Origin of the sequence: Pontibacter sp. SGAir0037, assembly GCF_005491705.1 — a bacterium.
GTDB lineage: Bacteria > Bacteroidota > Bacteroidia > Cytophagales > Hymenobacteraceae > Pontibacter.
In genome coordinates this window covers 4,924,675-4,940,359 of sequence record NZ_CP028092.1, presented here as the reverse complement: position 1 = coordinate 4,940,359, position 15,685 = coordinate 4,924,675, and the positions used below count along the sequence as shown (strand labels likewise).

The following is a 15,685-nucleotide window of genomic DNA, read 5'->3' as shown; positions in this document are numbered from 1 at the left end:
AAATACAAGATATGTATTCAAAAACCTAATACCAGACAGTGCAGAAGGTAAGTATTTACTTATTATTCACTTTCTTTTCAAACTCCCTTAGCCATTCCTTTGCCCTCTAAAAAAGGAAGAGGCCCCCGCTCTCATTCGAGCGGGGGCCTCCCCTTGGTGCAGGGCCCGCCCCTGCGGGCAGGCCTCTGTTATCTTACTCCATGTCCAGCTTCATGTCGGGCGTGTCCATCTGGAAGCCAACCCTCCTGTTCTGGGCACGGGCCGCAGCCGTTCTGGCCTTCGACAGGCGCGTGTTCACCTGCACGAGCGGCTGGCTCTCGCCGTAGCCTCTGGTCACCAGCCTGTCCGGGTTCTGAACACCTCTCGAGATCAGGTAGTCCTTCACCGCCTGCGCCCTGCGCTCGGAAAGCGCCTGGTTGTACTCCTCAGAGCCGATGTGGTCGGCGTGACCCTTGATCAGCAGCACGTGGTCCGGGTAGCGCTCCAGCGCCACAACGATGCTGTCGAGCAGCTGACGGTAGCCGTCCTGCACCCGGGCCTGGTCGAACTCGAAGCGAACCTTCTCCTCCATCAGGCGCAGCGTGCGCTCGTCCAGCTGAGGGCAGCCTTTGTTCTCGGCAGGGCCCGCTGAGTTAGGGCACAGGTCCTCGTGGTCGGCAATGCCGTCCCCGTCCGTGTCGATCGGGCAACCCTGCGCGTCCACCTGAACGCCGGCAGGCGTGTCTGGGCACTGGTCGTCGATGTCGGCAACCCCGTCGCCGTCTGAGTCAGGGCAGCCCTGAAGAGCGGCAGTGCCTGGCTCTGTCGGGCAGCGGTCGTCCTTGTCGGCCACGCCGTCGCCGTCGCCGTCAGGGCAGCCTTGCGTAGAGGCAGGTCCGGCCTCTGTCGGGCACTGGTCCTGATAGTCCGGAACACCGTCCCCGTCCGTGTCGATCGGGCAGCCCTTGCGGTCCACCTGAACGCCCGTCGGCGTGTCAGGGCACTCGTCCCTTCTGTCAGGAACGCCGTCCCCGTCCGTGTCGGTCGCAGATCCCAGGTTGAAGCCCAGGCCCACGTTGTGCTGCAGGTACTTGTCCCAGCCGCCGTCAACCTCGCGACCGTCGATGCCGTCGTTCAGGTCGAACATGAAGCTCGACTGCACAAAGCCGCTGATGCGGTCCGAGAAGCGAAGGCGGATACCGCCGCCGAGCGAGCCCAGAAGCGCGCTGTAGTTCTTGTCGAACGGACCAACAGGGTTGTTGGCGTAGGCCGTGGTGGAACCCTCCGTGCTGCCGAAGCCGGCGCCGATCGTACCCGACAGGTAAGGCCCGATGAAGGCGTCCTCCTTGAGGATCGTGCCGTACATCTTCAGCCTCAGGCCAAGAGAGGCCGAAGTCATATTGGCTCTGTACCAGTTACCTGCACCCTGCTGACCTGCGCGCATGTCCTGATAGCCCAGGTGAAGCCCGCCGTCGAAAGAGGGGCTGATGTAGCGGTTCAGCGACAGGCCGGCCCCGCCGTTCCAGTCAAACTTCCACCAACGGTTGATCATCTCGTTGTGCTGCTGCAGAGCCGTGCCGTACACCTGGATGTTCCAGGGCATGTCCGACGTCTGAGCTAGGAGACCAGGGCTTGCCGCAAGCAAGAACCCTAGCGCTAACGCTGCTTTTCGTATCTTTGTAACTAATTTCTGCATAGTTTTAATAGGTATATTATGATATGACAATACGTACTCACTATTCCTAGGTTCTCAAGTTTACTCTAATTTTGAAGTTGGCAAACATGAATAGTTGATACTCAATACAAAATAGGATTTAAAAGTTTTCATTTAAGTTTACTGTACTCTAAATAGCTAATGTAATATCACTACGGCTTAATTTTCAAAAAGGTATATTCCATGTTAATATTTCTTTTTAATCCAAAAAATGAAGACGAATTCAAATCTAGTTTGGCTTAAACGAAATACTATAAAAGAAAGGTTACCCAATCATCAAATTTGCACCTATACCCGTGCTTTCTTACCTGGCCATTAGTCTTTCTATTTCATCTGCTTCGAGCGGTATCTCTTTCATCAAATCTTCCGGACCGCTTTTAGTAATTAGAATATCATTCTCCAGTCGTACTCCCATTCCCTCTTCCGGAATATAGATACCAGGTTCACAGGTAAATACCATTCCTTCTTCAAATGGCCTGTACTTGTTTCCCACATCGTGTACATCAAGCCCTAGAAAGTGTGAGGTGCCATGCATAAAATACTTCTTGTACAGGGGTTTACCAGGATCCTGGTTACGTACATCACTTTCATTCAGTAAGCCCAGGCGAATAAGCTCGTTTTCCATCACCCTTCCTACAAAGGCATGATACTGATCTAATGTATTGCCCGGTACCAGCATCTGGGTAGCAGCTTTCATTACACGTAAAACGGCTTCATAAACATCGCGCTGCCGCTTTGAAAATTTACCGTTTACAGGCACCGTCCGTGTCAGATCCGAAGCATAATTGGCATACTCAGCACCAAAATCCATTAAGAGCAGGTCGCCGTCTTGACATTCTTTATTGTTATCAATGTAGTGTAAAATACAGGCATTTGCTCCTGAAGCAATAATGGAACTATAAGCGGGCCCTGTAGAACGGTTACGCAGAAATTCGTGCCATATCTCAGCCTCGATTTCGTATTCCATTACTCCTGGCTTAATAAAACGGAGTAACCTGCGAAAGCCCCTTCCTGTAATAGCACAAGCCTGCTTTATTAAATTTATTTCATATTCAGACTTAATTGCCCGCAGGTAATGCATTATAGGAGCGTTTCGTTCGTATTTATGCAGCGGATAACGTTGCTGGCACCATTTAATAAACCGGGAGTCCCGTGTTTCTACTTCTACAACCGCCCGCAAGTGCTCATTGGTATTCAGATAAACATGCTCCACCTCCAGTATCAGGCTATTTAATACCTGCTCAAACTCATGCGTCCAAAATATGGTGCTTATTCCTGATACTTTTTGGGCATGCTCTTTAGTGTATTTATATCCCTCCCATCTGGCAATCTGATCGTTTGTTTCCCTGATGAACAATACTTCCTTCATCCTGGGATCGCGCGCATCATGGTAAATGAGCAGGATGCTTTCTTCCTGATCTAGCCCAGTTAAATAAAACAAGTCGTTATTTTGCTTAAAAGCCATGGTAGCATCAGCATTTGCAGGCATTACATCATTCGAATGAAAAACTGCAATGGATGAAGGCTTTAGCTGCTTGCAAAACTTCCGGCGGTTCTGAACAAACAAAGCAGGATCGATAGGTGTGTATTTCATAGCTTTTGAAGAGGTAAAATTTGTAGCTGCACATATTTACTTTTAAAGATATACAAATAACAATTAAATATTTTACTTTTTATATACCTGGTTATTTCTAAACAGCTGTTTACTTTAGGTTATTTCAATCAAGATCATAGAAGCTTCTATGGTATTTCCGGAAGCTCATGCAAACAAAACAATTTGTATACTTGCACCCTGAATAAATAGTATCTAAGTTAATGAAGATAGGATTTGACGCTAAACGAGCCTTTACAAATGCTTCCGGGCTAGGCAACTACAGCCGTTTTATAATAGACTCGCTTATACAGCAATTCCCTCAGGACGAGTACATACTCTATACTACTAAACAGCATCAGCTTTTCAGTAACTTCTATAATTCCACAAACTCAGTTCATGTAGTGGAGCCACAAGGTGTGTGGCGGAAATTTTCCTCGTTCTGGCGAGTTTTCAAGTTAGCTTCTGTCTTAAAAAAGCAGCAGCTAGATATTTACCACGGCCTAAGCAACGAATTACCCTCTAACATTCAAAAGAGTGGCACCAAGGCAGTAGTTACCATTCATGATCTGATATACCTGCGCTACCCTGAGCTCTTTAAACCCATAGATCGCAATATTTATAATAATAAATTCCGACGGGCTTGTGAACAGGCGCATCGGATTGTTGCCATCAGCGAGCAGACAAAGCAGGATATCGTGAACTACTTCGGCACCGACTCTTCTAAAATAGAAGTAATTTACCAGGACTGCCACCCTATTTTTCACCAAAAATGTAGCGATGAAGCACTAGCTGCCATTAAACAGAAGTACAGTTTACCTAACCATTACCTCTTATGTGTCGGCACACTGGAACCCCGTAAAAATCAGCTTAACTTATTGAAAGCCTGGCATACATCCGGCACTGATTTAGATTTGGTATTTATTGGCAGGCAAACCAAATATACATACCTGCTGAAAGAGTATGTGGCACAGCATAAGCTGGAAGGGAAAGTGCATTTTATGCCGTACATACCATTCCAGGAACTACCTGCCTTCTTTCAGCAAGCCACAGTATTTGCGTATCCTTCCGTATTTGAAGGCTTTGGCATACCTATTATTGAAGCTTTGAATAGCGGGGTGCCTGTTATCACCTCCAAAGGCTCCTGTTTCAGCGAAGCTGGTGGAGAAGCTGCTATTTACATAGAACCAGGTGATGTAGAGGCCTTAGCGCAGGCCATAAACGAGGTGAGTCGAAGCCAGCACCTACGCCAGCAGATGATAGAAGCTGGTTATACACATGCTTTAAAGTTCCGGCCTGAGCACACCATCAAGCAACTATACGCTCTTTACGAACAGGTACTGAAAGACTAACAAACAATCATTGGCATGTTCCGGCTATCTGCTGCTTTCTTCTTTTTAAGAAGCACTTAATTTCTTTAATCAAAATCAGCATAAAGCAAAATTGCAAAAAGGTTTAATTCAGCCTAACTTGCTCTACCTAAATAGATAAAACACAATATATCTGATATAAGATAATGGCTCCAGGAATGAAATTCATTTTCCAGTTCAAAAAAAGATACAAGCTATATCTTCTCCTGTTTGTTACCCTACCACTTCTTTTTTCAAGCTGTGTTTCTATTTATATGCCCAATGTTCCCAATGTGCCTATGTTCACAGAAGAAGGCGAATTAAGTGCTGCCGGGCATATTACCCCAAAAGGCAATATTACTTTTAACACTGCTTATGCTGTTTCAGATCATTTTGGTGTCTTGCTTAATGGCTCTATGCTAAACAGCGAGCGCAAGAAGCGTGACTTCCGGCATAACCTCATAGAAGCGGCTGGCGGTTATTTCACAACTTTTGGGCCTCAGCAAAACCGTGTGCTTGAAATATATGGCGGCTACGGCAAAGGAAGTAGCGATCGAACTGAAAAGACAAGAAATGAACTGGGCGAACCCGCCTTCGAACGTTTTGAATCAAACTTTAACAAGTACTTTGTACAGGTTAATTTCAGCTCTAAAAGGAAAAGAACGTTTAAATTGTGGAACTGGGAATACCCGTTGAATTATGGCACCGTATTGCGTGGAAGCTATATAAACATGACTAAATACCTGCACAATGGTATTGCAGAGCCAACAGAGAGCAATATATTCCTGGAGCCGATCTTTTTCACCCGCTTAACACTTAACCCTTCTGTACAACTTCAATATACCAGCGGAACAACCATTGGCTTAAAAAACGGCAAAACGCTTACGGCCGCCTACTCTGTATTTTCAATCGGATTTGTGATTAACGTAGGCGGAAGGTCGCTTAATTAAGCTAATTACATTCTTAGCACCGCCTCCTAAATGAGGCATGGGCAAATCATTCAGAAGCAGCGAAAACATGTAATTTTTCCGTATCTTTGCAGGCTAATTTAAAATTGAATGCCTGATTATCATATCCATACATTACCGAACGGTATTCGTATCGTTCACAAACAAGTAATCCACACCAAAATTGCACACAGCGGCTTTATAATGGACATCGGCAGTCGTGATGAACTGCCCGAAGAAGTAGGCCTAGCACACTTTTGGGAGCACATGGCCTTTAAAGGCACTACCAAGCGCAAATCTTTCCATATTCTGAATCGCTTGGAATCAGTGGGAGGAGAGCTTAACGCTTATACCACAAAAGAAAAGATCTGCTTTTACAGCTCCGTGTTAGACAAACACTTTGAGAAGTCTTTCGAACTGCTTACTGATATCACGTTTCGTTCTGTCTTTCCTGAAAAGGAAATCGAAAAAGAACGTGGAGTTATTCTGGAGGAGATGTCGATGTACCTTGATACGCCTGAAGAAGCTATTGTAGATGAATTTGACGAGGTAATTTTTGGAAAGCACCCACTTGGGTACAATATCCTGGGTACAAAAGAAAGTGTAGCCGGTTTTAAGAAACAGGATTTCCTGAACTTTATAGACAGGAACCTTAGCACAGATTTTTTGGTATTTTGCTCTGTGAGTAATTTGCCATTCGAAAAAGTGTTGAAGCTGGCAGAGAAATACCTGGCTGATATACCAACTATTCAGAAAAGCCGCAACAGACTTGGCTTCGACAACTATATACCCCGCACAGTTACGCTGGAGAAGTCTATATCACAGGCACACTGTGTAATAGGCTGTCCTGCCTATGCCTTAAACGACAAACGCCGGATCCCATTTTTTATGCTGGTAAACCTTTTGGGCGGACCAGGCATGAACTCGCGCCTTAACCTCGCCGTTCGCGAAAAGCACGGACTAGTGTATACCATAGATGCCAACTATGCTACCTATATAGATACTGGCCTGCTCAGTATTTACTTTGGCACCGAGAAAAAGCAGCTGAAGCGCACAACATCTCTCGTGCTGAAAGAGCTGAGAAAGCTACGGGAAAAGCCGCTGGGATCGCTGCAACTGCATACTACCAAAGAACAGCTGATGGGGCAGTTAGCCATGGCCGAAGAAAGCAACATGGGCCTGATGATGATGATGGGTAAAAGCATCCTGGACCAGAATTCCATCGATTCTCTGAACGACATCTTTGAACAGATCCGAAGAATTACCGCCCAGGAATTAGTAGATATTGCAAACGACGTGCTAAGCGAGGACAAGCTAAGCTTTTTAAACTATGTACCTTTGTAACAAGCGAAGCTTGTTCAATTAAAAATTATGAATTAGAAATAAGGGAGCCAAACATAGTTTTCAAATTCCCACTTCTTCAAATTCTCAAATTTACATATGGAATTCATAGACGAGGAACTTTTAAATTATTCAGAAGAGCATACTTCGCCAGAAGGCGCACTGCTGCGCAAGGTTAACCGCCAGACGCACCTGAACGTGTTAAAACCGCGCATGCTATCCGGCCACCTGCAGGGAAGATTACTGGCCATGTTCTCTCACATGATACGCCCAAATCAGATTCTGGAAATAGGCACCTATACGGGTTATTCTGCTATTTGCCTGGCAGAGGGTATGCAAGCAGGAGGCATACTGCACACAATTGATAAGAATGAAGAGCTGGAAGACGTTGTGCGGGGTTATTTTGCAGAAGCTGGGCTTCAGGATAGCATAAAATATTATATTGGCCATGCACTTGATATTATCCCAACAATTGAAGCCACGTTTGATCTGGTATTTATTGATGCTGATAAAATTAACAATGCCCTATATTACGATATGGTTATAGATAAAGTAAACCAGGGTGGATACATAATTGCCGACAACGTGCTATGGAGTGGCAAGGTACTGGAGAAGTATCGAAAGAAGCTTGACGAGGACACTGCCGCCTTACTCGCTTTCAATAAAAAAGTACACGATGATGAACGTGTTGAAAATATTCTGATGCCAATACGGGACGGACTCCTGGTCGCACGCAAACTGTAGAAAGAGGCTAAAAGCCTCTTTTTTTATGCTTAAGTAGCAGAAACACTCAACTTTAAATTTTACGTCTCCCCTACCTCCTCCTATAGGGGAAGCAAAACTCCTTCTTTTTATAAAAATTTTATCCGCACATCTTCGTTTTCAAACCTAGGAAGAGAAACAAAAAACTCTAATTTTGTAGGTTCATATTATATTCTGAATAAACTATACTAGAGCACCTTACATGCTTCTGTTTAAACAGAAAGTATAACAAGAATTTTAATTAGCCTGTTTGTTTAATTACCCCTCGTTATGAGAAAAAGCTTACCTCTTCTCCTGCTGCTTTTGTTGCCGCTAATGGCATGGGCACAAAGCGCTGTAGTAGTACCAAAAAATATATATGTGGCAGATGTTCACCTTAAAATATCGGATGGTGCGCAACAGGAAATACAGAAAAAAGTAGATGCCCTGCATCGCCACCCCACCTACTTTAACATTAAGGTAAACCTGGCCGATGCTTATTTCCCTATCATTGAGCGGACTTTCAGAGAAGAAGGCGTACCTGATGATTTTAAATTCCTGGCTCTACAGGAAAGCGGTCTGATAGGCGATGCTGTTTCCACTTCTAACGCAGTTGGTTACTGGCAATTCAAGAAAGAGGCTGCTCAGGACTTTAGCCTTCGTATCGATCATATTATTGATGAGCGCAAACATATTATAGAAGCAAGCCGCGGTGCAGCAAAGTATTTTAAGCGCAGCAACAACTACTACGATAACTGGTTTAATACCATTCTTTCTTACCTGCTTGGCTACTCAGGTGCAAAAACAGCTACCAGCCCTTCTGATATTGGAAGTAAAAAAATGGAGGTAACTGAAAAAACACACCCTTACCTGCTCACTTTCCTGGCACATAAAGTTGCCTACGAAAACTTTGTAGGAAAAAGGCCCATTGTTTCACTCAGAGAAATGCGTGCCACACCTGGCCAAAGCCTGACCGATATTGCTTTAGCCACTCAGACAGATTATGCTGAGCTTGAGAAGTACAATAAGTGGTTATTGGGCAGTTCTATTCCTTCAGACAAAGATTATTATGTGATGGTACCAATACAGACTGGTGCCGAAGGTGGCCCGTTACTCGCTTCTACCACCACTTCAACGCCTATAGCCAAACAAACTACACAACCAGCCGCCAGTATCATTAAGAAAAACGGGTTAAACGCATTGGTTGCCAGAGAGGGCGATACCAAAGACAAGCTTGCTTTGCAGGCAGGCATTTCAACCCGGAAATTCTTAAATTATAATGACATGCATAGCTTTGACAATATCGAAAAAGGCAGCGCATATTATATTGAGCAGAAAAGGACTAAGGCAGATAAAGAATATCATGTCGTGCAGCCAGGAGAAACCATGCAGATGATTTCACAGCATTACGGCATGAGATTAACTTACCTGTTGTTTAAAAACCGTATGGACAGGGCTGAGGTTCCTGTACCCGGACGTGTGCTTTGGCTGCAGAAAAGACGTCCTGCTAAAACTCCTGTTGAGATTCGTGACCTGAAACAACAGCCGCTATCCGTGCCAAATACAGCTATTGCAGTAAAAGAAGCACCCTCACCAAAAGTTTCTGCTTCCTCAACTGAAGCAGAACCAGCACCTAAAGAAAATATCTTTACAAGATTTATCAACAGCCTGAAGAAAAAGCCAGCCGACACTACAGAAGAAACAGTGGTTGTTGCAGCTGAGGAAACTGAGGATGAAACAGAAGATGAAGCAGCTTTAGAAGAAGAGTTTGAAGAAACAACCTATTCCATAGAAGAAGGAGAAGCGGTAAAAAGATCAACCAAAGCGGCTGTTTATCCTGGCAAAAAAACTACAACAGCACCTGCATCGCCTCAGTCAAAGCCTGATTCGGGAACAGTAGCTCCAGTAACCACCACTGTAACCAACACTACTCCGGTTCAGGAATCTGTATTTTCTTCCCAGCCAGCTCCTGTACAAGAAAAAGCGCCTACACCTGTTACAAAAGCTACCACTCACGTGGTGCAACAAGGAGAAACACTGTATGGCATCTCCAGAATGTATGCCGTATCTGTAAACGATATTTCCACGTGGAATAACCTGGGCGATGAACCAATAAAAATCGGCCAGGAATTATTGATTGCTCAGCCGCAGATGGCACCGGCTGAGCGTCATGAGCCTTTTGCACCAACAGCAACAGGCAGTCCTTATCATACAGTAGAAACAGGGGAAACACTTTACCAGATCACCCGAAAGTATGGCATTACCATGGAAAACCTGCTGGACTGGAACAACATGACAGACACTAATATAAAGGTGGGTCAGCAACTACGCGTGGTGGCTCCCCAGGGATATACTGCACCTGCCGCCGCCCCAAAACCAGCAGCCTCCGAAACCAGCCAGGGGAACTACCATGTAGTGCAATCAGGCGAAAGCATGTACCAGATATCCCGCAAGTATGGAGTTACCATCAAAGACATTATGGAATGGAACAAGAAAAGCGACTTTAATGTAGCTGTTGGAGAAAAGCTTGTAGTAAGGAAGCCATAGGGGTAGAGACATACCTGGCAACCGTCATCAAAGAGGAAAGATCTTTCTGCAGGTCTTTCCTCTTTTGTTTATAATAGCTTTCTTATTGTTGGGTTTATCTCTCTTCAGGCGGAGTTGTGAGCGTAGAAGCAGACTGTAGTCCGGTCGCTATTTCAGGCAAAATACCTAAACGCTCATAAATAGGATCTACCATTTTACGCAGCCTTCCCAGATTTAAAGCAAACGGCACAATGCTAAGAGCACAAAGTACTCCACAGGCTGCCAGGGTATAGTTAACGCCCAGATACGCTGCCACAGAGCCGGCCAACATACTCCCGAAAGGTGCCATTCCCATAAAAGCCATGCTGTACAAACTCATCACACGGCCACGCTTGTCGTCTTCCACGATAGTCTGCAGCAAGGTATTGCAGGAGGCCATTGTCACAATCATGCCAAAACCGCTGAACAGCATACACACCAGGGACACCGGCAACACTTCCGAAAATGAGAAAGCGATCAGGCCCACACCAAAAGTCAGCATTGTAAACACCATCACTTTCCCCAAGCCCACCACTGTTTTGCGTTGCGCCAGAAACAAGGCTCCTATCAGTGCGCCTACACCCGAAGCACCCATTAAATAACCTAGCGTATTGGCCCCGCCATGCAGTATGTCTCGTGCAAAAACAGGCATCAGTACGCTAAAGGGCATCCCGAATAAACTCAGGCACGCCACTATACTAATGAGGGCTCTTATTGGTGCAAACCCGAACGCATAGCCAAAGCCTTCCTTCAACGACTGCCAAACCTTTCGTTCCTGGATCACTTTCTCAAAAGGCTTCAGACGCATGAGCAGCAACGACCCAATAACAGCCACATAACTGACAGCATTAATCAGAAAGCACATTCCCTCTCCTACTGCTGCTATTAAAATACCTGCCACTGACGGCCCTACCAACCTGGCCATGTTAAACATAGAAGAGTTCAGAGCAATGGCATTGCTTACATCCTCCCGTTTATCTACCATCTGGATTACAAAAGCCTGGCGGGTAGCAATATCATAAGCATTTACAATTCCCAGAAAAGCACTCAACGCCAGCACATGCCATATCTGCACTGTATTGGTAAGCACCAGAGCCGTTAGAGTAGAGGCCTGCACCATAGAGAGCACCTGCGTCACTACCAGCACCTTGTGCCTGTCAAACCGGTCTGCAACCACACCTGCAAATGGCCCCAGTACAAAGGAGGGTACCTGGCTGCAAAAAGTAACAGCACCCAACAAAAACACCGAATCTGTAAGGCGGTACACCAGCCAGCTCAGTGCGATCTGTTGCATCCAGGTGCCTATAAGTGATATACCCTGCCCTATAAAAAAAAGCCTGTAATTGCGATACTGCAAGGCCCTGAACATACCACCAATATTACTTGAAGTTTCCTCTGTTGCCATTAAAATTAATTTGCTGCACCTGTTTCTGCACAGGCTTTTTCTTACGTATAGCAGGTGTAGTGTTGTTATAGTTAGGCCGATTTCTTTTGGAAGCCCGTGCTATATGATTTAATTTTAACCTTGGTCGCAGCAAGACAGCCTGTGCAGCAGCCTGCTTTTCTAGCTATACCAGATCGTAATCAAGAGAACAATACCTGGAAAGCCAGTAAAATTTTTGTTCATTTTTAACACATAAATTCAGTTTATCTGCGGGATAACCCTTTATACTATGGATGAAATAAATGAATTCTTAAACAGAACTTACCTTCACAATACTGTCAGAGATTACCTTATTGCAACTGCCTTTGTATTTGTTTCCTTATTGCTAGTAAAGGCCTTTAAAAGATTTATACTTACCAAAGTCGCTAAGATTGCCGAGAACACAGAAACAAATCTTGATGATTCTGTGGTGCAAACCTTTAGCCGCTATGGTATTCCTATTATCAACATCAGCATTATCTATTTTGCTTTTGAATACCTCCGGCTATCGGCCAAGGCAAACGTGTTTTTAAGCAGGGTTACAACGGTTGCCATTACTGTTTTAGTCATTCTCTTTGTTTCTTCTACCTTGGTAATGCTGTTAAAAGCATACCTGAAGAAAAGGCACCAGGGCTCTGAAACTTTAAATGAGTTTGGGGCACTTAAACTCATTATCAACGCCATTGTATGGTTTATAGGCCTAGGCTTCCTGTTCGACAACCTGGGTTACGACCTGACAGCTGTTATAGCAGGTTTGGGTGTGGGAGGTATTGCAGTGGCGCTGGCAGCACAGAATATACTCGGCGACCTTTTTAACTATTTTGTTATCTTCTTAGATAAACCCTTCGAAATTGGCGACTTTGTGGTAATTGACGATAAGAACGGAGTTATTGAAAACATTGGCGTAAAAACAACCCGCATTAAAACACTTTCAGGCGAGCAGCTTATTTTCTCGAACAGCGACCTGACCAGCTCCCGCATTCACAACTTCAAACGGATGCAGCGCCGCAGAGTCTTGTTTAAAATCGGCGTTACTTACCAGACCTCTTACGAAGACCTCGCAAAAATTCCCGAGGTTCTGAAGTCAATTATCCTGGAACAAAGCCCAGTGGAGTTCGATCGTGCCCACTTTGTATCTTACGGCGACTCCAGCCTCGATTTTGAAATTGTATACTATGTACTAGACTCCAGTTATAACGTGTATATGGACATACAACAAGCTATAAATCTGGGTATTTATAAGTCTTTCGCAGAAATGGGCGTAGAAATTGCCTACCCAACCCGCACTTTATTTGTCGTGAATGAGCAGCAGGGAGGGCAGCAAAAGGATGAGAAAGAAAGTCCGCTTCTGGTTTAAGGTAATGCCATTTCCGATAAATCTAATCTAAAATGATTATTTATATTTATAAATTAAAACTTGTTATTAATCAAGTAAAGCTTTAGCTTTGATCAAACACTTTAGGGGTGTTCTGCGCTTGACGCATAAGCGCAGAACTGAGAAATACCCTCTGAACCTGATACAGTTAGCACTGACGAAGGGAAAAGTATATGATAAACAGACCTGTCTTCTTACTTCTTCTTACTGCCGCTCGGCACACCGGCGTTCAAGCTAACTGTATCCCAACCCGAGCGAATCATGAAGATCTTTATTAACAACCAGCCGGAGGAGCTTACGCAGCCTCAGCCTGTATCCGCTATTCTGAACCTGCTTCAGGTGCAGCACACGCGTGGCCTGGCCATTGCCGTGAACAACCAGATTGTGCCCAAAACAAACTGGCAGGCACACCTACTCCAGGATAATGATAAAGTAACTGTTATTCGGGCTACTCAAGGAGGGTGATCCGAATCAGGATTTACAAAATATCAGGATGAACACAATGTTTATAAAGGCTGCTACTCCTGCTCCTTAGCTGAGTTAATTTTAAATCATGCTGTAATCTAAACTTCTCAGCCCTATAAAAGAGGTCGGGAATTGAGTTAATATTTAGCAGAAGCATGCTAAGCTCTATCAATGTTCAAAAAATCCTGTGTCTTAAACCTAATGTCTACATACTAGATTCAGAAATATGAAACAAGACAAAATGCCTACTGCCAGCGCTATTACACGCGATCCTTTTCCGGGCTCCCGCAAAGTATACGTGCCTGGCCAGCTGCACGACATTAAAGTTGCCATGCGCGAAATTGTGTTGGAAGATACCGTGAACAAGTTTCTGGGGGTTGAAAACAGCGAACCGAACGCACCTGTAACAGTTTACGATACCAGCGGCCCTTACACCGACCCCAACATAGCGATAGATGTACGGCAGGGCCTGCCTCGCCTGCGGGAAGAATGGATTCTGAACCGCCAGGATGTGGAGGAGCTAGCAGAAATAACCTCCGACTACGGCAAGGCAAGGCTATACGATGAAAAGCTGGATGCGCTGCGTTTTGAGCACCTCCGCAAGCCGCTTCGCGCCAAGCCAGGGCAGAATGTAAGCCAGCTACACTACGCCCGCAAAGGCATCATCACGCCGGAAATGGAGTATATTGCCATCCGTGAAAACCAGCGTATACAGGAAATACAGGAACTGGGGCATCAGCACGAGGGGCATAGCTTTGGCGCCAATACTCCCAAAGGTTTTATCACGCCTGAGTTTGTAAGAGCCGAAGTGGCCGCGGGACGTGCCGTTATACCCAGCAACATTAACCACCCTGAAAGCGAGCCGATGATTATTGGCCGTAATTTCCTGGTAAAGATAAACGCCAACATCGGAAACTCTGCTGTTACTTCTAGCATTGAAGAAGAAGTAGAAAAGGCTGTATGGGCCTGCCGCTGGGGCGCCGATACCATTATGGACCTTTCCACAGGCAAAAATATCCACGAAACCCGCGAATGGATCATCCGAAACTCTCCTGCTCCGATTGGCACTGTTCCGATTTACCAGGCACTGGAAAAAGTAAACGGCAAAGCCGAAGACCTGACCTGGGAAATTTTCAAAGACACACTTATTGAGCAGGCTGAGCAGGGGGTGGACTATTTCACCATACACGCCGGTGTGTTGCTGCGCTATGTGCCGCTTACAGCAAAACGAGTAACAGGCATTGTTTCACGTGGAGGCTCTATTATGGCGAAGTGGTGCCTGGCACATCATAAGGAGAACTTCCTGTACACACATTTCGAAGATATCTGTGAAATAATGAAAGCTTATGATGTGGCATTCTCGCTGGGCGATGGTTTAAGACCTGGCTCTATTGCCGATGCTAACGATGCCGCTCAGTTCGCTGAGCTGGAAACACTGGGTGAGCTGACTAAAATTGCCTGGAAGCACGATGTGCAGGTGATTATAGAAGGCCCGGGCCACATCCCGATGCACCTTATCAAAGAAAACATGGACAAGCAGCTGAAGGAGTGCCATGAGGCGCCATTTTACACCCTCGGTCCCCTCACCACTGATATTGCCCCTGGTTATGACCACATTACATCGGCTATCGGAGCGGCTATGATCGGCTGGTTTGGAACGGCTATGCTTTGCTACGTAACGCCTAAAGAACACCTGGGCCTTCCAAACAAAAAAGATGTAAAAGACGGGGTAATCACCTATAAACTGGCTGCCCATGCTGCCGATCTGGCCAAAGGCCACCCGGGCGCACAGTACCGTGACAACGCCCTGAGCAAAGCCCGTTTCGAGTTCCGTTGGCAGGACCAGTTCAACCTGTCGCTCGACCCAGTCACAGCCCGTGAGTTTCATGATGAGACTTTACCGGCCGAAGGTGCCAAAGTAGCCCGCTTCTGTTCTATGTGCGGTCCGCATTTCTGCTCTATGAAAATAACGCAGGAAGTGCGCGACTATGCCGAAAAAACAGGCGTAGCCACCGAGGAAGTCTTCGATAAAGGAATGGAAGAAAGATCGGCTGCTTTTAAAGAACAAGGTTCCGAACTATACCTGTAAAATACCTCGCCCTGCTTTTCCAGGCTATGAAACCTGTTGCGTTTGCCTCTCCTTTGCCAGTGAAAAACGAAGCAAGGAGCAGGCAAAACAGCAGAAAACAAAAATA

The 15,685-nt window shown here is 45.6% G+C and carries 11 protein-coding genes and 1 riboswitch; of the genes, 8 read left to right on the top strand and 3 right to left on the bottom strand.

The window, feature by feature from the left end; genetic code table 11:
• Positions 1-193 precede the first annotated feature (193 nt).
• Together C1N53_RS22940 and C1N53_RS20475 are read right to left on the bottom strand one after the other, a co-directional pair.
• Positions 194-1,582: an OmpA family protein gene (locus C1N53_RS22940; protein WP_168194073.1), complete on the bottom strand. Its 1,389-nt coding sequence runs from the start codon at positions 1,580-1,582 to the stop codon at positions 194-196.
• Positions 1,583-1,997: 415 nt separating this feature from the next.
• Positions 1,998-3,287, bottom strand: coding sequence for an aminopeptidase P family protein (locus C1N53_RS20475; protein ID WP_137761076.1), 1,290 nt, complete (start codon positions 3,285-3,287; stop codon positions 1,998-2,000).
• A gap of 221 nt (positions 3,288-3,508) precedes the next feature.
• On the opposite strand from C1N53_RS20475, the gene C1N53_RS20470 reads away from it, so the two are divergent.
• From C1N53_RS20470 to C1N53_RS20450, 5 genes are all read left to right on the top strand, one after another.
• Entirely contained in the window at positions 3,509-4,636 is a 1,128-nt protein-coding gene (locus C1N53_RS20470) for a glycosyltransferase family 1 protein (RefSeq protein WP_137761075.1), read from the top strand.
• Between the two features lie 296 nt (positions 4,637-4,932).
• Entirely contained in the window at positions 4,933-5,583 is a 651-nt protein-coding gene (locus C1N53_RS20465; protein ID WP_240773304.1) for a hypothetical protein, read from the top strand.
• A gap of 108 nt (positions 5,584-5,691) precedes the next feature.
• Positions 5,692-6,924: a pitrilysin family protein gene (locus tag C1N53_RS20460; RefSeq protein WP_137761073.1), complete on the top strand. Its 1,233-nt coding sequence runs from the start codon at positions 5,692-5,694 to the stop codon at positions 6,922-6,924.
• Between the two features lie 96 nt (positions 6,925-7,020).
• Positions 7,021-7,665, top strand: coding sequence for an O-methyltransferase (locus tag C1N53_RS20455; RefSeq protein ID WP_137761072.1), 645 nt, complete (start codon positions 7,021-7,023; stop codon positions 7,663-7,665).
• Between the two features lie 288 nt (positions 7,666-7,953).
• A complete protein-coding gene (locus tag C1N53_RS20450) occupies positions 7,954-10,209 on the top strand; it encodes a LysM peptidoglycan-binding domain-containing protein (RefSeq protein ID WP_137761071.1) in 2,256 nt (751 codons plus the stop codon).
• A 94-nt stretch (positions 10,210-10,303) separates the two neighbouring features.
• Here C1N53_RS20450 and C1N53_RS20445 read toward each other — a convergent pair whose 3' ends face one another.
• On the bottom strand, positions 10,304-11,632 hold the full coding sequence (locus C1N53_RS20445) for an MFS transporter (RefSeq protein ID WP_137761070.1): 1,329 nt from the start codon (positions 11,630-11,632) through the stop codon (positions 10,304-10,306).
• Positions 11,633-11,900: 268 nt separating this feature from the next.
• Between C1N53_RS20445 and C1N53_RS20440 the strand changes: the two genes are divergently transcribed.
• The 3 genes from C1N53_RS20440 to thiC all read left to right on the top strand — a co-directional run bounded on the left by C1N53_RS20440 (position 11,901) and on the right by thiC (position 15,579).
• On the top strand, positions 11,901-13,007 hold the full coding sequence (locus tag C1N53_RS20440; RefSeq protein ID WP_240773303.1) for a mechanosensitive ion channel family protein: 1,107 nt from the start codon (positions 11,901-11,903) through the stop codon (positions 13,005-13,007).
• Positions 13,008-13,100: 93 nt separating this feature from the next.
• Positions 13,101-13,208: riboswitch (TPP riboswitch) on the top strand.
• Between the two features lie 78 nt (positions 13,209-13,286).
• Positions 13,287-13,490 carry a sulfur carrier protein ThiS gene (gene thiS, locus C1N53_RS20435; protein WP_137761069.1) on the top strand — a complete coding sequence of 68 codons (204 nt, stop codon included), beginning with the start codon at positions 13,287-13,289 and terminating at the stop codon, positions 13,488-13,490.
• A gap of 226 nt (positions 13,491-13,716) precedes the next feature.
• Positions 13,717-15,579, top strand: coding sequence for a phosphomethylpyrimidine synthase ThiC (gene thiC, locus C1N53_RS20430; protein WP_137761068.1), 1,863 nt, complete (start codon positions 13,717-13,719; stop codon positions 15,577-15,579).
• The last annotated feature ends 106 nt before the right edge of the window (positions 15,580-15,685 follow it).